The following is a 20,339-nucleotide window of genomic DNA, read 5'->3' as shown; positions in this document are numbered from 1 at the left end:
CTGTGTATCGCTGTGGCATCGCTGTGTATACTTGCGCGACCGATTCCGTCATCTGGCCCCTCCACGCAACTCAGGTATGCAAGAAACCACTCTCGGCGTCGCCATCATCACCAAAAACGCGGCGGCGCGTCTGGCCGAATGCCTGCAGGCCGTGGCTTTCGCCGATCAGATCGTCGTGATCGACGGTGGCAGCACCGACGGTACCGCTGACATCGCCCGGGCGCACGGTGCACGCGTGCTCGAGCAAACCGACTGGCCGGGCTTCGGCCCGCAAAAGAACCGCGCCGTGGACGCGCTCACCACCAGTTGGATCCTCTCGATCGACGCCGACGAGGTCGTCTCGCCGGAACTGGCCGTGGCGATCCGCGCGGCGCTGGCCGCGCCCACCGCCGACGTCTACGCGGTGGACAGGCTATCGAGCTTTTGCGGCCACTGGATTCATCACAGCGGCTGGTATCCGGACTGGATTCCGCGCCTGTTCAAACGTGGCGCCGCGCGTTTCTCCGACGATCTCGTGCACGAACGGCTGGTGTTCGACACGCCGTCGCAGCACTTGAGCGGCAAGCTGATGCACTACTCCTACGAGGACTTCGAAGGTGTGCTGCGCAAGCTCGACGCGTATTCGACAGCCGGTGCGCAGCAGCGCCATGCGGCCGGCAAGCGCGGCAGTTTCGGCAAGGCGCTCGGGCGCGGCGCCTGGGCCTTCGTGCGAACCTACGTGCTGTGGCGCGGATTTCTCGACGGCCGCGCGGGCTTCATGATTGCGGTATTCAACGCGGAAACGGTGTACTACCGGTTTTTGAAGCTGGCGCGGCTGGGGGGAAAGACGCGGCGCGAGGAATGACCGGCTCACTATCGCCGCACAGCATTCATTAGCAGCGGCCAGACGGTAATACGCGCAGCATGACCAACCTTCGCATCAGGACCACTCGGGTAGCATCGGCTTTGCCCGCGCGGCGATGCCATCCGCGCAGGCAAATCAGACATCAATAGACGATTTCGATCGAGCTTCCGGCAAATTCGCCGCGCAATGCCGCGAGCAGTTCGTCAGTCGGCTTCACGCGCCACGCGTCGCCCAGCCGCATTTCGCCTTGCGCGTTTTCGCTGCGATAAACCACCTGCACGGCGAGGCCGTTCGGAATCTGCACAGGCTGACGCTGGCCACCACCGCCATAGCCGCCGCCGTTGCGCCCACCACCGCCTCCATTACCGCCGCGCGATGACGCAGCCGGCGCCGGTGCAGCTTGTGGCTCGTCCTTACCCGCGCTATGCGCTTCGAGCACGCGCCGCAACGCCAATGCGTCCGCATTGCCGTTCATCTGCACCTTCACGGCTTCCGCATAACGACAGCGGGCGCGGCCAAGGTCCATCACCGTATCGACCGTGAAGCGGATGCCGCCCGTGAATGCGTCGTTACGCGCCGAGCCTTGCACCACGAGCAGCTCGTCTTCCTTGAAGAGCGATTTGTTAGCTTCGAAAGTCTCGTTGAAGACGGTCACTTCGCATTGACCGGTACCGTCGTCGAGCAGCGCGATCAGCATCTTGCCGCGCTGGGTCATCTGCGTGCGCAGCGACGCGATCACACCCGCGACCAGCTTGTCGCGCCCTTCTTTCAGTTCGCCGATCTTCTGGCGCACGAAACGGCGCACTTCGTCCTTGTAGGCATCGAACAGATGGCCCGACAGGTAGAAGCCGAGCGCGGCCTTCTCTTCCTGCAGTTTCTTCTTTTCCGGCCATTCCGGCTCGTCGACCAGTTCGTGACCTTGCGACGGCGCATCGCCCATGTCGAACAGGCCCGCCTGCATCGCGTTGGCGCTGGCCTGCTCGGCGGCTTCCATGGCCAGCGAGACCGAGGCGATCAGCTGCGCGCGGTTGGCGTGCAGCGTGTCGAACGCACCGGCGCGAATCAAGGCTTCCACGGTCCGGCGATTGACGATCCGGCGGTCGACCCGGTTGCAGAAGTCGAAGATGTCGATGAACGGCCCTTCTTCGCGCGCGCGGATGATTTCTTCAATCGCGTTCTGGCCGCTGCCCTTGATCGCGCCGAGACCGTAGCGAATTGTTTTCGACCGCTTGCCGTCCGCTTCCGCGACCGGCTCGAACCGGTACGCCGACAGATTGACGTCCGGCGGCAGCACGGCCATCTTGTTCGTCAGGCAGTCCTCGAACAGGATCTTGACCTTGTCCGTGTCGTCCATGGCGAGCGACATATTCGCCGCCATGAATTCGGCCGGATGATGCGCCTTCAGCCACGCGGTGTAGTACGCGAGCAGCGCATACGCCGCCGCGTGCGACTTGTTGAAGCCGTAGCCCGCGAACTTCTCCATCAAGTCGAAGATTTCGTCCGCTTTCTCGCCGGTCAGCCCGTTTTTCGACGCACCCTGGCGGAACAACTCCCGGTGCTCGGCCATTTCCTCGGCCTTCTTCTTACCCATCGCACGACGCAGCAAGTCGGCGCCGCCCAGCGAGTAGCCACCGATGATCTGCGCCATCTGCATCACCTGCTCCTGGTAGACCATGATGCCGTAGGTCTCTTTCAGAACAGGTTCGACGCGCGGATCCGGATACTCCACCACTTCGCGGCCGTGCTTACGCGCACAGAAGCTCGGGATCAGATCCATCGGGCCCGGACGGTACAACGCGACCAGCGCGATGATGTCCTCGAAGCGGTCAGGCTGTGCGTCTTTCAGCATGCCTTGCATGCCGCGGCTTTCCAGCTGGAACACGGCGACCGTGTTCGCCTTCTTCAGGATCGAGAACGACGCCGCGTCATCGAGCGGCACCTGCGCGAGCGACCAATCCTTTTTCGACGGATCCAGACGGCGGATATAGCGCTCGGCCCAATCCAGAATCGTCAGCGTGGTGAGACCCAAAAAGTCGAACTTCACGAGGCCGACGGCTTCGACGTCGTCCTTGTCGTACTGGCTCACCACACCGCTTTCGTCGCCCTGCGTATAGAGCGGACAGAAGTCGGTCAGCTTGCCGGGCGCGATCAGCACGCCACCGGCGTGCATACCGACGTTACGCGTCAGGCCTTCCACGCGCTGTGCGAGTTCGAGCATCTGATGCACTTCGTCTTCGTTGTCGAAGCGCTCCTGCAGCAGCGGCTCTTCCTTCATCGCGTCGGCGATGGTGACGTGCTTGCCCGGCTTGAACGGAATCAGCTTGGCGATGCCGTCCGTGAACATATAGCCGAGATCGAGCACGCGGCCGATGTCGCGCACCGCCGCTTTCGCCGCCATCGTGCCGAAAGTGGCGATCTGCGACACGGCGTCTGCGCCGTATTTTTCCTTCACATACTGAATCACACGGTCGCGGCCGTGCTGGCAGAAGTCGATGTCGAAGTCGGGCATCGACACACGTTCCGGATTCAGAAAACGTTCGAACAGCAGGTTGTAGCGCAGCGGATCGAGGTCGGTCACGCCGAGCGCATACGCCACCAGCGAACCTGCACCCGACCCCCGGCCAGGACCGACCGGCACGCCGTTGTTCTTGGCCCAGTTGATAAAGTCCGCAACGATCAGGAAGTAGCCCGGGAAGCCCATCTTGATGATCGTGCCGCACTCGAATTCGAGGCGCTGGTAATACGTTTCGCGCTGCGCCTCGCGCTCGGCCGCATCCGGGTACAGCTGTTCGAGACGCTTTTCGAGGCCTTCTTTTGACAATTGCACGAGGTAGTCGTCGAGCGACATGCCGTCGGGCGTCGGGAAGAGTGGCAGCTTCGGCTTGCCGAGTTCGAGCGTCAGGTTGCAGCGCTTGGCGATTTCGACACTGTTGGCAAGCGCCGACGGAATATCCGCGAACAGCCCAGCCATCTCTTCTTGCGTGCGGAAATACTGCTCGGACGTAAAGCGCTTGGAGCGGCGCGGATTCGCCAGGATGTCGCCTTCGGAAATACACACGCGCGCTTCGTGCGCCGTGAAATCGTCTGGCGTCATGAACTGCATGGGGTGCGTGGCCACCACTGGCAATTTCAGCGACGCCGCAAGCGCAACCGCCTGCTGCACGTACTGCTCGCCGCCCGGCTGACCGCACCGTTGCAGTTCGATATAGAAGCCGCCAGGGAACACTTTCGCCCAATGCAATGCGTTGCGTTTGGCCGCCTCTTCGTTGCCGGCGGCGAGCGCGAGGGCAATGTCGCCGTGTTGCGCACCCGACAACGCGAGCAGGCCTTCACCCAGACCGGATTCGAGCCAGCCGGCTTCCACTTCCGCGCGGCCGCGATACTGGTTGGTGAGCGACGCCTTGCTGAGCAGCTCGCACAGATTCAGATAACCGCGCCGGTTCTTGACCAGCAGCAGCAAACGCGAGGGCTTCTCGCGGTCGTCCGGATTGGTGATCCAGACGTCGCAGCCGGCAATGGGTTTGACCCCTTTGCCACGGGCTTCCTTGTAGAAACGGACGAGGCCGAACGCGTTGCCGAGGTCGGTAAGGGCGAGCGCACCTTGACCGTCTTTGGCTGCGGCCTTGACGACGTCGTCAAGACGCACGATGCCATCGGCAATCGAGAATTCGGAGTGAACGCGGAGATGAACGAAGCGGGGATCTGACATGGGCGACATTGTAACCCCACCCTTCCGGAGTTTTCAGGCCAAAACCACGCGTTAGCCGTTCGGCTTAGGACGGAAACGCGGGAGCGCCCTACACCGGCATTGTGCGGGCAGCAAACGCGGTTTCGGCGACGGTGCGAGGGCGATGCGTCTTGCCCGTTCGAACGGGCTCGCTGGAACGATTTCGGCCGTCTTCCACTCACAAGAAGGTGCGGCCCGCTGCAAGCGCGTGGCCAGGTGCCTGCAAGTTTGCGAGCGATTTGCGCTGCCGCAATAGGATGGCCATTCGGCCGAGTCGGCCAAAGCGCCAGCTTGAGGGATAATATGGGTTTCGCCTATTTGAGTAGCCGCGCCGCATGGAGTCTGAACGCGGGCGTCTCAATGCGCCCCGTTTTCCGCGCCGCCGGACACTTCTTACCGCTGGACACACATGAGTATCGTCAATCTCGCCGCGTATCATTTCGCGACTATCGAAGACACCGCCGCATGGCGCCCGCTCGTCACCGAGCGCTGCAATACGCTCGGCTTGCGCGGCACCGTCCTGCTGGCACCCGAGGGCATCAACCTGTTCGTCGCGGGCCCGCGCGAAGCCACAGATTCGTTCATCGACTACATCCGTCACGACCCGCTGTTCGAGGGCAAGTTCGCGAATCTGCAATTCAAGGAAAGCCTGTCGGACAAGCAGCCGTTCACCCGCATGCTGGTCAAGCTCAAGCGCGAAATCATCACCATGAAAAAACCGGCGATCCGGCCGGAGCTGGGCCGCGCGCCGTTCGTCGACGCCCCCACGCTGAAGAGCTGGCTCGACCGCGGCCATGACGACGAAGGCCGCCCCGTCGTGATGCTGGACACGCGCAACGCTTTCGAAGTCGACGTCGGCACGTTCGACGACGCGCTCGACTACCGCATTACGAAATTCAGCGAATTTCCGCAAGTGATCGAGCAGAACCGTGCCGATCTGGAAGGCAAGACAGTGGTGTCGTTCTGCACGGGCGGGATTCGTTGCGAGAAAGCGGCGATCCACATGAAGGAAGTCGGCATCGAGAATGTGTACCAGCTCGAAGGCGGCATTCTGAAGTACTTCGAGGAAGTCGGCGGCGCGCACTATCACGGCGACTGCTTCGTGTTCGACTACCGCACTGCCCTCAATCCGCAACTGGAGCCGACCGCGACCGTGCAATGCTTCGGCTGCCGCGCAGTGGTGACGCCTGAAGCGCAGCAATCGCCGATGTACGTGGCAGGCAGGACGTGTCCGGAATGCCATCCGGACAGCAAGGCGGCGCACGCGGCGTGATGAGCGCGAACGCCTTCACGCGATCGGGGCGAGGCACGCCGAACGCGCGTGGTTTTGCGCGAGCGGGGCTGGACACGGTGAGCGCGATCGGTTTCGCGCAAGCGCAGCTGGACACGGTGAGCGCGATCGGTTTCGCGCAAGCGCAGCCGGACACGCCGCACGCAATCGGTTTCGCGCGAGCGCAGTCGGGCAAGCTGGACGCACCCGACATCTCGTATGTTCCGGCTGTCGCAAACGCGAAGAACGCGGTCGAATGCGCGGCAACCGCCTGCACCGCGTCGCCATATTTAGCCGTAGCACGGGCTTCGAGCGAGACCGGGACCGCGTCATGCGAAGTTGCAGACCTGCATCGCGCAGACAGGCAAGACACCCTGTTTTTCTCGCACTGATCCATCCAACCCATGATCTATCGTGGACGCTTCGCGCCGTCGCCTACCGGGCCCTTGCATTTCGGCTCATTGGTCAGCGCGCTCGCGAGTTGGCTGGACGCGCGCGCGCATGGCGGTGCATGGCTGGTGCGCATCGAAGATATCGACGGACCTCGCACCGTTCCTGGCGCGGCCGAAGAGATTCTGTCGACTCTTGAGCGTTTCGGCATGCGCGCAGACGAGCCGCCCCTCTGGCAAAGCCATCGTATTGCGCGCTATCAGGAGGCGCTGGAGCAATTGAAGGCTACAGGCTTGGTCTATCCATGCGGCTGCACGCGCAAGGAGATTGCCGACTCGCTGCTGCATGCGCATGCGCGCAACACCACGCTTGCCTACCCAGGCACCTGCCGCAGCGGCCTGCATGGCAAACCGGCGCGCGCATGGCGCCTGCGCGTACCCGACGGCGAAGCGGCGGTGATTACATTCGAAGACCGCTGGCAGGGCAAGCAGATGCAGAACCTCGCCACCGAAGTCGGCGATTTCGTGCTGAGGCGTGCCGACGACCAGTGGGCGTACCAGCTGGCGGTTGTCGTCGACGATACGGACGCGAGCATTACGCACATTGTGCGAGGCGCGGACCTGATGGATTCAACGGCCCGCCAGATCTACCTGCAGCGTTGCCTGGGCGCACCGACACCGGCTTACTTGCACGTACCGGTGGTGACGAACGATCAGGGCGAAAAGCTCAGCAAGCAAAACGGCGCGACAGCCCTCGACAACGACAAACCACTTGAAGCGCTAAACGCCGCGGCGCGCCACCTGAAACTCGAGATTGGCGACAACGAACACAAGACGCTGGAAGGCTTCTACGCGGCCGCAACGGCAGCATGGGCAAAGCGCATGAACGTGCGAGTTCAACACGGCAAGCGCTCATAAGTGCAGAAGACACGCAAAACAAGCCGACACCTGCGAAGCGTCTACCGTTCAAGCGAGAAAGCGAAAAGGAGAGTACGACGGATTTAACAAATTACCGCGCCGGCGCGCGCAGCGCCGCCGGAAGCATGACGGCTTGTCGAACAGAAGCCGATGACTGACACGAGCCCGCCGCAAAGCCGCCGGTCTCCCAACGACCGCTCCGGCGAGCACGCAATGCGAAACGGGAAGTATGACGACCTATCGAACAAAAACCGATGACTGACACGAGTCCGGAGCAAAGCCGCCGGTCTCCCAACGACCATTCCGGCGAGCACGCAGTGCGAGGCGGGAAGTATGACTGCCTTGTCACTCACGCCGAATGTGCGAGAGCACAGATTCCAGATGCACCACTACCGCGACTGCGCGGGGGACCCGCTTCTAAGCTGGCGGTGTGAGCCGCTTTCTTTGCTTATCTTTCTTTGCGGCGGCAAAGAAAGTAAGTGCCGCCCCGCACAGGGGCAAACGCTAATAGACCAATAAGTGATCAAGGAAAGGCCAACACCACAAGCCTACAACCCCAAAACAACCAAAACAACCAAAACCAGATTCAGGTCGACGAAGTCGACTTCCTCGGCATCCCAAACCCACCCAACAACGCAGCCAACGGCTGCTTGGAAACAGCCTTCTGCGGAGCAGCAGCAGACGACGCAGCCGCCTCCTCCCCCTTCCTCACAGAAGCCGCCGAAGGCTCATAAGGCTTGAGAAAGAAATCATCCACAGGCTGCGCACGATGATGATGCGGCCGATCGAACGAACCCGAAGATGAAGCCCCCGGACGGCGGCGACCACCCCGCTCATCACGCCCCTCCGCACGGCCATCAACACGCTCACGCCGCGGCGGACGCTCTTCATGATGATGCCGCACCGGCGTATCCACCGTCAGGTGTTGCACATCCAAAGGCCGCTTGATCAGCTTCTCGATATCGGCAAGCTGCTTACGCTCATTCGGGCTGCACAGCGACAACGCATCGCCCGACGCGCCAGCACGCCCGGTACGCCCAATCCGGTGCACATAATCTTCCGCATTGAACGGCAGATCGAAATTGATCACAGCAGGCAACTCGGCGATATCCAGACCCCGCGCAGCAACGTCAGTCGCCACCAAAGCCTCGATCTCGCCACGCTTGAACGCATCCAGAGCCTGCATCCGTTCATTCTGCGTCCGGTCACCGTGAATCGCGGTAGCCACCACGCCGTCGCGTTCCAGACTCCGCGCCAGGCGGCTCGCGCCGATCTTGCTGTTACAGAACACGATTACCTGCTTGAGGCCGCGGTCACGAATGAGTTTAACGACAGCGCCGGTCTTGTCGCCCTCGGCAACCTCATAAACGATCTGCGTGACATTGGTCGCCGTCGAATTGCTGCGCGCGACTTCGATCGTCTGCGGGTCGCGCAGATACGTGGCGGCCAGTTTCTTGATTTCGCCCGAGAACGTGGCCGAAAACAGCAGCGTCTGACGCTCCTTCGGCAGCAGGTTCAGGATGCGCTGCAAATCCGGCAGGAAGCCCATGTCGAGCATCCGGTCGGCTTCGTCGAGCACGAGAATCTGTACCTGGCCGAGATTGGCGGTCTTCTGTTGCACGTGGTCGAGCAGGCGGCCCGGCGTGGCGATCAGAATTTCGACGCCGCGGCGCAGTTGCTCGGACTGCGGATTCATATCCACACCGCCGAACACCACGGCGCTGCGCAGCGCCGTGTGCTTCGCGTACGACTGCACGTTCGCCGCCACCTGGTCGGCCAGTTCGCGGGTCGGCGTGAGGATCAGCGCGCGCACCGGATGGCGGGCGGGCGATGCGCTCGTGCTGGCCTGCGGCAGCAGGCGCTGGATGATCGGCAGCGAGAAGCTCGCGGTCTTGCCGGTGCCGGTCTGCGCGGCGCCCATCATGTCGCGGCCGGCCAGCACGACGGGAATCGCCTGCTGCTGGATCGGCGTAGGGACGGTGTAGCCCGATTCTTTGACGGCTTTCAGGATGTCGGGCGCGAGGCCGAATTGATCAAAAGTCGCAGTGCTGGGCGTGACGGCTGTGTCGGACATGGTGGCTTTCGCTAAAAATGCGCTTGGCGCGGTGCGCGCGGCAGCGGTCGGAACCGCAGAGGGCATCAGGATGAAGGCGGAGCCACGGCGTTCCGCACGGGACCCGTCAGTGTTACGGGAAAAATGCGGCCGGCTCCGGCCGGCGGAAACACCCGCCGGAAAGGCCGGTATTGTAGCACTTCAGCAAAAACACTCATGGCGCATCCGCCGGCTTTCTGCTTACGCGGGCGAAAGGCAAACGGCGAGCCGCTCGCCAGACCGTCCGCACCGGCGCCGAAAAGCGCCGTGCGAGGGCCGGAACGCTTCGCTGGCAGCGTAGTGCGCGCGTGCGACAGATGCATGACAGTCCGGCTCGACCCGGCCCCGCCGCGGGACGCCGGACCGAGGTGCGCGGACCACCGCACACCCCGACAGTGCCTGAAGCCCTGAAGAAGAAGCGCAGGCCGGGCAAGCGCCCGCATCAGCGTCATGCGCCGCCGCACCGCCCCGTCACCACGTCTCGCGCATCACCATCAAGCGCATTTCCGTCATGTCCTCGATCGCGTAGCGCACGCCCTCGCGCCCGAGTCCGGAATCTTTCACACCGCCATACGGCATGTTGTCGACCCGGAACGACGGCACGTCGTTGATCACCACGCCGCCCACATCGAGTAGATCCCACGCGCGGTGCGCATGGGCGAGCGAATCAGTGAACACGCCGGCTTGCAGGCCGAAGTCGCTGTCGTTGACGGTCGCCAGCGCGGCGTCGAAATCGTCAAAACGCTCCAGAATCGCCACAGGTCCGAAGGCTTCCTTGCGATAGAGGTCCGTGTCGCGCTTCACGCCTTCGAGCAGCGTGGCCTCGAACATCGCGCCTTCGACCTTGCCGCCCGCGACGATCTTCGCGCCCGCCTGCACCGCGCTTTCCATCCAGCCGGCAAGGCGTTTGGACTCGGATTCGGAGATCATCGGCCCGACAAAGGTCTTTTCGTCCTTCGGATCGCCCATGATCAGCGACTTCGTCTTGGCGATCAGCTTCTCGCGCAACGCGTCGTAGAGCTTCGCGTGCACCAGAATCCGCTGCACGCCGATGCAACTCTGCCCCGACTGATAGAACGCGCCGAACGCCAGCCGGTCGACCACGTAGTCGAGCTTCTCGCCCTGATCGCCGTCGACGATCGCCGCCGCGTTGCCGCCCAACTCCAGAATCACCTTCTTCTTGCCGGCCTTTTTCTTCAGTTCCCAGCCCACCGCGGGCGAGCCGGTGAAGGAAAGCAGCTTGAAGCGCTCATCGGTGGTGAACAGATCGGCGCCGTCGCGATGCGCGGGAAGAATCGAGAATGCGCCCTTCGGCAAGTCGGTTTCCGCCAGAATCTCGCCCATGATGAGCGCGCCGACCGGCGTGCGGCTTGCCGGTTTCAATACGAACGGCACGCCCGCCGCGATCGCCGGCGCGACCTTGTGCGCGGTCAGGTTCAGCGGAAAATTGAACGGCGAGATAAACGAGCACGGACCGATCGGCACGCGCTTTACATAGCCGTGATAGCCCTTCGCACGCGGTGAAATCTCCAGATTGATGATCTCGCCGTCGATACGCACCGATTCCTCGGCGGCCACCTTGAAGGTATCGATCAGGCGCGTGACCTCGCCCTTCGAGTCGTTGATCGGCTTGCCCGCTTCGATACACAGCGCGAGCGCCAGTTCGTCGTAACGCTCGCGAAAACGCTTCACGCAATGTTCAAGCACGGCCTGGCGCTTGAACGGCGGGAACGCGCGCAACGCCGGCATCGCGTCGACGGCATAACCGATCGCTTTGTCGATTGCCGCCGCGTCCGCCATCGCCACACGGGTCGCCACTTCGCCGCTGAATTTATCGGTGACTTCGAGATCGGTGTTGGCGGCCACCGCAACGTTGGCGAGGTAGTACGGGTAAGTCTTGTTCAACATGACGCGTTCTCCTTGATCCAATGCCTCATCGGCAGCATGCCGCCGGTAAGGGCTGTGCTCCTGCACGCCGCCTCCACGATTTCGCCGCCACTCGCTATCAGCGCGACATCCACATCCTGCCGGCGCAAATACGGCCAGCTTCCTGCCCGGCTATTTCTCATTGGCGTCAGCCGCCGTTCAAAGTTGCGCGGAGAGCCGCTTGATCTCGCGATTCAGCACGCGCTCGTTGTCCGAGTAGTCGATCGGCAGATCGATCACATGCACGCCGGGCGTCACGAAACATTCGCGCAGCAGCGGCGCGAATTCCGCGGCCGATTCAATGCGATGGCCCTTTGCGCCATAGCTCTCCGCATACGCGACGAAATCCGGGTTGCTGAGCGTCATGCCGTAGTCCGGGAAGTTCATGTTTTCCTGCTTCCAGCGGATCATGCCAAACGCGTCGTCGCGCAAAATCAGGACCACCAGGTCGAGCTTCAGACGCACTGCCGTTTCCAGCTCCTGCGAATTCATCATGAAGCCACCGTCGCCGCACACCGCCATGACCTTGCGGTCCGGATGCACGATCTTGGTCGCGATCGCCGACGGCAAACCTGCGCCCATCGACGCCAACGCGTTATCGAGCAGCAGCGAATTCGGTTCGTGCGCGCGGTAGTAGCGCGCGAACCAGATCTTGTACATGCCGTTGTCCAGACACACGATGCCGTCCACCGGCGTGGTTTCGTAGACGTCGTGGACGATCCGCACCGGGTACATCGGGAAACGATCGTCGTGCTGGCCTTTGACCAGATGCTCTTCGAAGTGCTGCTTGATCTCCTTGAAGCGCGCGAAGTCCCAATGTTCCTTACGCTCCTTGAGACTTTCCTTGAGCTGCCACACCGCATTGGCGATGTCGCCGACCACTTCGATCTGCGGGAAATACACCGTATCGACTTCCGCGCCGAGAAAGTTGACGTGAATCACCGTCTTCTCGCCGCTGTCGCCGCTGCGCATGAAAAACGGCGGCTTCTCGATCACGTCGTGGCCGACATTGATGATGCAATCCGCGTGGTCGATCGCGCGGTGCACGAAGTCGCCATCGGACAAGGTGGCGTTACCTAGCCACATCGGGTGCGATTCGTCGATCACGCCCTTGCCCATCTGCGTCGTAAAGAACGGAATGCCGATCTGGTCGACGAATTCGCGCAACATCTTGGTGGTGGTCTTGCGGTTGCCGCCCGCGCCGATCATCAGCAAGGGGTGCTTCGCCTTCGTGATCGCCTCGACCGCGCGCGCCACGGCTTTTTCTTCGGCGACAGGACGGCGGCTGAAGCTCTTCGGAATCGGCTTGCCGTCGCCCTCTTCGTCCGCAACGTCTTCGGGCAGTTCGAGGTGCACGGCGCCGGGCCGCTCTTCTTCCGCCTGACGAACCGCCTCGCGCACCGCGGCCGGAATGTTGGCGATCGATACGATCTGCCGCGTGTACTTGGTGAGCGGCTCCATCATCCGCACCACGTCGACGATCTGGAAATGCCCCTGCTTGCTCGATTTGATCGGCTTTTGCCCGGTCACCATCAGCATCGGCATGCCGCCCAACTGCGCGTAGGCGGCGGCGGTCACGAAGTTGGTCGCGCCCGGCCCGAGGGTGGACAGACACACGCCGGTGCGTCCGGTGAGACGCCCATACGTGGCGGCCATGAAGCCGGCCGCCTGTTCGTGACGCGTAAGAATCAGGCGAATTTTCGAGCGGCGCAACGATTCGAGCAGATCGAGATTTTCTTCGCCAGGAATGCCGAACACGTACTCGACACCTTCAGCTTCCAGCGATTTGACGAACAGGTCCGATGCTTTCATGGAGGGTCTCGCTTGATGAAACGGACACGGGCGGCTAACCCGCCCGTTAAGGTCCGAAAACGTACGATCGAAGACGACGACGGCCACGCGAACCGTGCGCGGCCCGACATAACGGTAACAGCGGGGACAGCAGTAACAGCGGACACAGCGGATGCCATGCCGGACAGCTTACTACTCGAACGGAAAGGATGTGCGCAAGCGGGCAGCGCCGCAAGGCGGAGACAACGGTAAGGTAAGGCAAGGCAGGCGGCGGAGTGTTTGAAGAAGGCCGCCGCATCATGCTCAGCGATTGATGGTGATGCAGTCGGACAGCATCGGCGGGGCATTTTCGCCGTCCGTCGCGTCGTACAGGTCGGCGCGCGGGCCCTTGGTCCACCAGGTGTAGCTGCCGGCCTGATACTTCGCACCGGAAGCCGAGATCGTGTTGACGAACAGCAGTTGCTGGCCCTTCACAGGCACGAGTGCGAAGCTCTGGCCGTTCGCCGTGTTCCAGTAAGTCACCTGCAGAATCTTGCCGGTCGCGCAGGTGTATTTGTGCGTCTGGCGATTCTTGGCCTGAATCTCGGCGAGGTGCAAGGGCGCGGCCCATGCATTGCCGGCCAGCGCCGCAAAACCCGCGGCCGCAGTGACTGCAACAAGCCATTTCTTCATGAGATGCCTCGATCGTTGTTGCACGTCAAGCACGGGCGGTGTGCCTTGCGCTGCGGCTCTGGTTATCGCGGTGGTTGCGGCTGGGTTACACGTCCGGAGCGCTCACGGATCCTTCGTGAATCGGTCGTGGAGCGCTTATGGATCGATCACGTCGGCGCACGCGTCGGTCGGCGCGGCAGCCACGTGCCCGACCAGCGGCACGATCTTCAAGCCGGCCGAAGCGACCCGGCAAGGCGCGGCGGCGAGGCCGCACCCTGTCATCCCGGCACACAGCGCGAGCAGCACGCCAAGTGCGCCGAAACGGCCCAGCCTTCCAAGCCACGTGTTCTTGCGGGATTCCAGGGTCATACGCACCGGCATACACACCTCTACTTCAACGAACTTCAAAGAGCCGGGTTTCGCGCCCGGCGAGCTTGCAAGACAAGCGACTATTTCATTGCGCATCGACGCACTGCGGTACGGCCAGACGCTCCCCGACGCGCGTTACTTCGTGGACACCGGCCGCACCGCGGCCGCGGCCTGCTTCGCGCGCGAGCGGGCCTGCTCGATTGTCTCGCCGGTGGCGAGCGCCACGCCCATGCGGCGTTTGACAAAACTCTCCGGCTTGCCGAAGAGCCGCAGATCCGCATTCGGCACGGCCAAGGCCGCCGCGACACCTTCGAAAGCAATGCCCGCTTCTTCCAGACCGCCGTAAATCACTGCCGACGCACCCGGGGCCCGCAGCGACGTATCCACCGGCAAGCCGAGAATCGCGCGCGCATGCAGTTCGAACTCGGAGAAACGTTGCGAGCACAGCGTGACGAGACCGGTATCGTGCGGACGCGGACTCACCTCCGAGAACCATACGTCATCGCCGCGCACGAAAAGTTCCACGCCGAAGAGGCCCCTGCCGCCCAATGCCGCAGTGACCTTGTGCGCCACTTCGCGCGACCGCTCAAGCGCGAGCGGGCTCATTGGCTGCGGCTGCCACGATTCGACGTAGTCGCCCGCCACCTGCACGTGGCCGATCGGGTCGCAGAAATACGTGCTGACTGCGCCGCTTGCCGGATCGATAGCGCGCACGGTCAGTTGGGTGATTTCATATTCGAAGTCGATAAAGCCTTCGACGATCACGCGGCCGTGATTCACGCGACCGCCCGCCAGCGCGTATTGCCAGGCGGTTTCGACATCCGCGTCGCTCTTCAGCACCGACTGCCCCTTGCCCGACGACGACATCACCGGCTTCACGACGCACGGGTAGCCAACCTTGGCGATGCCCGCGCGCAGTTCGTCGAGCGAATCGGCGAACGCGTACGGCGAAGTCGGTAGGCCGAGTTCTTCAGCGGCCAGACGGCGGATGCCTTCGCGGTTCATCGTGAGTTGCGTGGCGCGCGCGGTCGGGATCACTTCGGCGAGGCCGTCGGTTTCGATCGCGGCGAGCGCGTCCGTTGCGATGGCTTCGATCTCGGGGACGATCAGATGCGGGCGTTCCTGTTCGACCAGCGCGCGCAAGGCGGCGCGGTCGGTCATGTCGATCACGTGCGAGCGATGCGCGACCTGATGGCCCGGCGCATTCGGATAACGGTCGACGGCGATCACCTCGACGCCCAGCCGTTGCAGCGCAATGATCACTTCCTTGCCGAGCTCGCCGGCGCCGAGCAGCATGACACGTGTGGCGGATTCAGAAAGGGGCGTGCCGATCCGTTGGCCGATCTGCATGGGGTCTCCAGATAAAAGTCGGATGAGGGTGGGATTGGGGAGAACACGATGTTAACATGCGCACCCCGATGCGCACCCCAATGCACGCCCCAATGCGTACCCCGCACCGCACCCGATGCGCCGGCGTCGCGGCCCCTCGCCGCACCTTGCTCGCCGGGTTCGCGTTGCTATCTGTACGTAAGGCGCGCCGAGGGTGCAGCGGCGCCAACCGCTGCACCCTCGGCGACGCACGTATTTAAGCCCTTTCTCACGCCATTGCACTCGCGTGTGGCGAGCTTAGTGCGTTACCCTTACGCCTTCGCCAGTTTGAAGAGGAACGACGTCATGCCCCAAAGCTCCTCCGCGCGAGGTGTTGCGCGCTTCACCCCTTTTGCGCGCACGGCCATCGCCGCGTTGAGCCTCGCCGCGCTATGCAGCGCGTGCGCCATCCCGAAGCATCTCGATTCGGAAGCGGCACCGCCCGATCCGTTCAACCCGGCCGCCACCCAGTTGCTCGACAACACGAATTGGGTGCTTACCGGCTGGAAACAGGCCGACGGCACGGCGCGAGCAGTTCCATCCGCGGATCAGGGCGCGCCGATCACGCTCGTCCTTTCCACTGCCACGGGTCAGCGTCACGCCAGCGGTTTTTCCGGCTGCAATCGCTACATGGGTTCGTACGCGCTGAAAGACGGCAAGCTGAGCTTCGGCACCCTGGGCGGCACGCGCATGGCGTGTGCAACGCCGGGCGGACAGATCGAAGCCCCGTATCTCGACGCACTGGGACACATCGAGCGCACCGGCGTGCAGATGCGCGCGCCGCAGCAGATGCAGCTCATACTCGACAACGGCGACACGCTCACGTTCGACAGCAGCACCAAGTGACGCGCAGGCGGATCGATCCACGGGCGGACAGTCGGTTTGCCGATTGCAGCCGACGCTGTCCGCATGGCGCGCGCGGGCTAGCGTAGCAGCCGTTGTTTTTCACCGACGGCAGGCCGCGTACCGGCCTGCCTTTCCATCTGGACGCAAGATACTTGCGTCTGCCTTCGAAGCATCGGGCTTCCCCGGTTAAACTCGACGAATTGCGTTTTTGCGCGTTCGTCATTCGTTGATGTCTAGCATGCACACGGTAGTTTTCGGCTGGTTCGGCGGGTCAGCCGTCTGGTTCATTCCTCTTTTGTGGCGCCTCGTGAAGTCGGTGCTGCCAGGCGGCGCAGGTTTGCGCGGCCCCGGCACGATCCGCCTCTGGCTTGGCTTCGTCTGCGTGATGGTGGCGAGCTGCACTCTGGAGGCATCGCTGATCGGCGCGGCCGGCGTGAATGGCCTCGGCCATGCGCTGGCGGCGGGCTTTGGACATCTTCTTGGACATATCGGCACGCCGCTCGCGGCACTCGCCCTGCTCGCGATCAGCCTGCCCTGGCTGATCGACTTCCGCTGGCGCGACGTCGCCGTGTGGGCCGATGGCGCATTCGGCCTCGGTCTGTCGCGCGGCCTCGCCAAACGCGACGAGGAAGCGCGCCGCCATCGCAGTGCCGACGACAGCTTGCCGTCGCATGTTTCGCCATCTACCAACACGATGGCGCCTAAAAGCAAGGGGCGTTACGCGCGCCCGACCGTCTGGCGGCCGCCGGCCAGCGGCCGCGGCGCGGCTGCGGCTGGCGGAGCGGCCGGTGTAGCCGGCACCGCTTCGGCCAAAGACGCGGCGGCGCGTGGTGCCGAGGCGAACTGGCGAGCAGGCGCGGGAAAGACACGCAGCCAGACGCCGCAGGCGGAGCCGGTGCTGCGCACGTCCGCCGGAACACCGCCGCGCCAGGCGCCGCGGCCAGTGCCAATGCAGGCACGGACACCGGCACCGGCACAGACACGCTCGCTGAACACGGACAAGGCTGCGTGGATGCCGGCTGAACCGGTTGCGCCGAGCGGATGGTTACGTGAGCCGGCAACAGCGCCGCGCGCTAACACGCCTGTCACTGGTACGCCTGTCGCCGGTTCAACGGTGGGATCAGGAATGACAGCGACTCCGGCTGGTGCTGGTGCTGGTGCTGGTGCGTCGCAGGTTGGCCGACGCTCTGCTGGCGAGCAACGTCCGGTTGGACCGTTGGCGGGCGGTTCGGGCATGGCGGGCATGGCGGGCGCGGCGGGTATCACGGGCGCAATGGTCGCTTCAACTGCTGCGGCACAAGCGGCTCCCGCCACGGCGGCAGCGGCGTTCGTGTCGGCGCAAGCCACGCGGCGTCCGACTTCGTTCAGCGCGCCGGCACCCAGCTATACCCGGCCCATGGCCACGACGCAGAAAGTCACGCCGCCGGCCAGCGTCCAGGAGACGCTTCGAAGCATCGCGGAAAACGCCGCACGCTGGACCGACATCGCCGGCGTCAGCCTCGCGCGCAGCAGCGGCGCGGAAAACACAATGGTCCCGACGACTCCGTTAAACACTGAGCCGCCGTTCGAGGCTGGGAACCCGGGCGTGGCTTCGTCGCGTGCAAGTGAAGTTGAAATGACTGCGGTGCCTGGCGTAAGCACGCCTTTGCCTTATATTGCCGAGGCCGCGCCGGAGCATATGCCGGAGCAATCGCCAGTCGAAACGACGCGAATCGAAACGGCATTCGAGGCACCGGTCGAGGCGACGATCGAGGAAAACATCGAGCCTGTTGTGCAATGGCCGATTGAGCCGCCGATCGTTCAGACACCGTTGGTTGCGGCATCCGCCTTGCCACCTGCATTCGCGTCGGGGTCGACATCGGCATTGCCATCTGCACTCGCGTCGGGGTCGGCGGCGGCATTGACACACGCCGACACGCCGACAGAGGCGTTGGCACGACCTGAGGCACACGCAGACGAACCGGCGAAGGCGTTGGCACAAGCTGAGACATCAGCCCCTGCCCCGCAGTACGCGGCACCGTTGCCCACGCCCACGCCGTTTCAGATCTTCGCGGCCCAATTGCATGCGAACGACGCACAAACGGACTTCCCACCGCTCGTCGAAGACGAACCGGCGCAATTCGAGAATCCGAGCAGCAACAGCAATGCAAACGCACCCGCTCAGGCTGCCGCGGCATCCGATGTTGCCGACCTCGCCGCGCCCGCAGAAACGGTGCGCGCCGAGACTTTGCGCGCTGAGCAGGCGCAGCCGTTCGCTCAACCCACGGTGTCTTCGCAAGTTGCAGCGTCGCAAGTGACTTTTACTGCCGATACGACGGACATAGCGCACGGAGTCAGCACCGACGCTCCCGGCGAGGCCGCGCCGACGCATCACGCCACGCCTCCATGGCACGTCACAAGCGCGAGTGAAGCAGCCGCACAGGTCGAAACCGCAACGAGAGCCATCCCTGCGTCGAGCGAAACCGCGCCGACACATCACGCCACGCCTCCGTGGCACGTCACAAGCGCGAGCGAAGCAGCCGCACCGATCGAACCTTCCGAGTCCATCAAACCCACAGAGCCCGCCGAACCCATCGTCCCGCGCACTCCACGTGGCCACGGCCCGGCCAACGGCTTCGAATTCCACGCGCCCGCGGCGTCGATGGTCGAATTGCCGTCCCTCGACCTGCTCGCGCTCGCCGACACCGACGTCGAACCCGTTTCAGAAGAAAGTCTCATCGAAACCGGTCTGCTGATCGAACAGCGTCTGCAGGAATTCAAGGTGCCGGTCACGGTGGTCGGTCATTCGGCCGGCCCGGTCATCACACGCTTCGAAGTCGAGCCCGCGCTCGGCGTGCGCGGCAGTCAGATCGTCGGCCTGATGAAGGACTTGTCGCGCGGCCTCGGTCTCACGTCGATTCGCGTGGTCGAGACGATTCCCGGCAAAACCTGCATGGGTCTCGAGTTGCCGAATGCCAAGCGGCAAACGATCCGCCTGTCCGAAATTATCGAAGCGAGCGTCTATCAAAACTCGCATTCGCAGTTGACGCTGGCGATGGGCAAGGACATCACCGGCCATCCGGTGGTCGCCGATCTGGCGAAGGCGCCGCACATGCTGGTGGCAGGTACGACAGGTTCGGGCAAGTCGGTGGCAATCAATGCCATGATCTGCTCGCTGCTCTTCAAGGCGACGCCCGAAGAAGTGCGGCTCATCATGATCGACCCGAAGATGCTCGAACTGTCGGTCTACGAAGGCATTCCACATCTGCTCGCGCCGGTCGTCACGGATATGAAGCTGGCGGCCAACGCGCTGAACTGGTGTGTCGGCGAAATGGAAAAACGCTACCGGCTCATGTCCGCGGTCGGCGTGCGCAACCTGGCCGGCTTCAACCAGAAAATCCGCGATACGGAAGCCAAGAGCAAGAAACTCGGCAACCCGTTTTCACTGACGCCGGACGCACCCGAACCGCTCGCGCCGCTGCCGCTGATCGTCGTGGTGATCGACGAGCTGGCCGACCTGATGATGGTCGCGGGCAAGAAGATCGAAGAGCTGATCGCGCGTCTCGCGCAGAAGGCGCGCGCCGCCGGTATTCACCTGATTCTGGCGACACAGCGTCCGTCGGTGGACGTGATTACCGGCCTCATCAAGGCGAACATTCCGACGCGCGTGGCATTCCAGGTGTCGTCGAAAATTGACTCGCGCACGATTCTTGATCAGATGGGCGCCGAATCGCTGCTCGGCCAGGGCGACATGCTGTTCCTGCCGCCGGGCACGGGTTACCCGCAGCGTGTGCACGGCGCGTTCGTCGCCGACGAGGAAGTGCATCGGATCGTCGAGTATCTGAAGCAGTTCGGCGAACCGCAATACGAAGAAGGCATTCTCGACGGCCCGGCTACTGAAGGCGCATCGCCCGATCTGTTCGGCGACACGCCGGATGCCGAAGCCGATCCGCTTTACGACGAAGCCGTCGCCTTCGTGGTGCGCACGCGGCGTGCATCGATCTCGTCGGTGCAGCGGCAATTGCGCATTGGGTATAACCGTGCGGCTCGCCTGGTCGAGCAGATGGAGACGGCGGGCCTGGTGTCTGCAATGGGTATCAATGGCAGCCGTGAAGTGCTGGCGCCGGGACCGGCGGAGTAAACATGACAGGCGAGCAGGAACCAACAAA

13 protein-coding genes are annotated in these 20,339 nt (G+C 63.4%); 6 read left to right on the top strand and 7 right to left on the bottom strand.

Translation table 11 applies throughout. The annotated features are described in order from the left end of the window. Nucleotides 1-76: 76 nt before the first annotated feature. Nucleotides 77-844, top strand: a complete 768-nt coding sequence (locus tag ACOSV0_RS04865; RefSeq protein WP_434109094.1) for a glycosyltransferase family 2 protein — start codon at nucleotides 77-79, stop codon at nucleotides 842-844. Nucleotides 845-986: 142 nt separating this feature from the next. Here ACOSV0_RS04865 and dnaE read toward each other — a convergent pair whose 3' ends face one another. Next, a complete protein-coding gene (gene dnaE, locus ACOSV0_RS04860; protein WP_434109093.1) occupies nucleotides 987-4,562 on the bottom strand; it encodes a DNA polymerase III subunit alpha in 3,576 nt (1,191 codons plus the stop codon). Between the two features lie 418 nt (nucleotides 4,563-4,980). Between dnaE and ACOSV0_RS04855 the strand changes: the two genes are divergently transcribed. Genes ACOSV0_RS04855 through gluQRS form a run of 3 tightly spaced genes read left to right on the top strand, consistent with a single transcriptional unit; the run spans nucleotide 4,981 to nucleotide 7,148 of the window. Beyond that, on the top strand, nucleotides 4,981-5,844 hold the full coding sequence (locus tag ACOSV0_RS04855) for a sulfurtransferase (protein ID WP_434109091.1): 864 nt from the start codon (nucleotides 4,981-4,983) through the stop codon (nucleotides 5,842-5,844). Further along, complete coding sequence (locus ACOSV0_RS04850; protein ID WP_434109089.1) at nucleotides 5,808-6,233, top strand: hypothetical protein; 426 nt, start codon at nucleotides 5,808-5,810, stop codon at nucleotides 6,231-6,233. The genes ACOSV0_RS04855 and ACOSV0_RS04850 overlap by 37 nt, the downstream gene beginning before the upstream one ends. A gap of 12 nt (nucleotides 6,234-6,245) precedes the next feature. Then, complete coding sequence (gluQRS, locus tag ACOSV0_RS04845; RefSeq protein ID WP_434109088.1) at nucleotides 6,246-7,148, top strand: tRNA glutamyl-Q(34) synthetase GluQRS; 903 nt, start codon at nucleotides 6,246-6,248, stop codon at nucleotides 7,146-7,148. A 586-nt stretch (nucleotides 7,149-7,734) separates the two neighbouring features. Here the strand turns inward: gluQRS and ACOSV0_RS04840 are convergent. From ACOSV0_RS04840 to purT, 6 genes are all read right to left on the bottom strand, one after another. After that, nucleotides 7,735-9,222, bottom strand: coding sequence for a DEAD/DEAH box helicase (locus ACOSV0_RS04840; protein WP_434109087.1), 1,488 nt, complete (start codon nucleotides 9,220-9,222; stop codon nucleotides 7,735-7,737). Nucleotides 9,223-9,711: 489 nt separating this feature from the next. Then, nucleotides 9,712-11,148, bottom strand: coding sequence for an aldehyde dehydrogenase family protein (locus ACOSV0_RS04835; RefSeq protein ID WP_434109085.1), 1,437 nt, complete (start codon nucleotides 11,146-11,148; stop codon nucleotides 9,712-9,714). Nucleotides 11,149-11,325: 177 nt separating this feature from the next. After that, nucleotides 11,326-12,978, bottom strand: a complete 1,653-nt coding sequence (locus ACOSV0_RS04830; protein WP_434109084.1) for an acetolactate synthase large subunit — start codon at nucleotides 12,976-12,978, stop codon at nucleotides 11,326-11,328. Nucleotides 12,979-13,260: 282 nt separating this feature from the next. Next, a complete protein-coding gene (locus tag ACOSV0_RS04825) occupies nucleotides 13,261-13,629 on the bottom strand; it encodes an MliC family protein (RefSeq protein WP_434109082.1) in 369 nt (122 codons plus the stop codon). 135 nt (nucleotides 13,630-13,764) lie between these two features. Further along, the gene (locus ACOSV0_RS04820) at nucleotides 13,765-13,977 is read right to left on the bottom strand and encodes a DUF6726 family protein (protein ID WP_434109081.1); all 213 of its coding nucleotides are present in this window, start codon (nucleotides 13,975-13,977) and stop codon (nucleotides 13,765-13,767) included. Nucleotides 13,978-14,112: 135 nt separating this feature from the next. Beyond that, complete coding sequence (gene purT, locus ACOSV0_RS04815; protein ID WP_434109079.1) at nucleotides 14,113-15,327, bottom strand: formate-dependent phosphoribosylglycinamide formyltransferase; 1,215 nt, start codon at nucleotides 15,325-15,327, stop codon at nucleotides 14,113-14,115. A 324-nt stretch (nucleotides 15,328-15,651) separates the two neighbouring features. Here purT and ACOSV0_RS04810 point away from each other — a divergent pair, with 324 nt between their 5' ends. Together ACOSV0_RS04810 and ACOSV0_RS04805 are read left to right on the top strand one after the other, a co-directional pair. Beyond that, the gene (locus ACOSV0_RS04810; RefSeq protein ID WP_434109078.1) at nucleotides 15,652-16,191 is read left to right on the top strand and encodes an META domain-containing protein; all 540 of its coding nucleotides are present in this window, start codon (nucleotides 15,652-15,654) and stop codon (nucleotides 16,189-16,191) included. A gap of 238 nt (nucleotides 16,192-16,429) precedes the next feature. After that, the gene (locus ACOSV0_RS04805; protein ID WP_434109076.1) at nucleotides 16,430-20,311 is read left to right on the top strand and encodes a DNA translocase FtsK; all 3,882 of its coding nucleotides are present in this window, start codon (nucleotides 16,430-16,432) and stop codon (nucleotides 20,309-20,311) included. The last annotated feature ends 28 nt before the right edge of the window (nucleotides 20,312-20,339 follow it).

Source organism: Paraburkholderia caffeinilytica (genome assembly GCF_051027425.1).
In the GTDB taxonomy this organism is placed as follows: domain Bacteria; phylum Pseudomonadota; class Gammaproteobacteria; order Burkholderiales; family Burkholderiaceae; genus Paraburkholderia; species Paraburkholderia caffeinilytica_A.
This window is presented reverse-complemented; position numbering and strand designations above follow the sequence as displayed.